The organism is Psychrobacter sp. TB20-MNA-CIBAN-0197 (assembly GCF_040309765.1).
Classification (GTDB): domain Bacteria; phylum Pseudomonadota; class Gammaproteobacteria; order Pseudomonadales; family Moraxellaceae; genus Psychrobacter; species Psychrobacter submarinus.
In genome coordinates this window covers 1-276 of the sequence record NZ_JBEOPC010000501.1, presented here as the reverse complement: position 1 = coordinate 276, position 276 = coordinate 1, and the positions used below count along the sequence as shown (strand labels likewise).

1 protein-coding gene is annotated in these 276 nt (G+C 55.1%); it reads right to left on the bottom strand.

The window, feature by feature from the left end; genetic code table 11:
* On the bottom strand, window positions 1-276 hold a 276-nt coding region (locus tag AAEY83_RS14685), incomplete at both ends, for a hypothetical protein (RefSeq protein WP_351060026.1).

Below are 276 nucleotides of genomic sequence, written 5' to 3'. Positions count from 1 at the left end.
GTCAATCCTTGCATCTGCAGAATCAGGGCGGCAAAACGCCAGGCGTGCATCTGCTAGGTTTGTGGTGTTGGTAAGGCTGAGGATTTTTTGGTAATTGCCGGCATGCGCCGGCACTTTGTCCAGGTCGGTCCAGACCTGTTTGCCGGTCTTCTCCGCAAACAAGTGCTTGCCGTAGCGCGACAATAAGCTGCGATGACGTTCAATAGATTCCTTGGCATGTTTGCCCGAGGTCGTCCTCGTGTCGATGAGGTCCAGATAAGGCGCCATGGCCTGCAC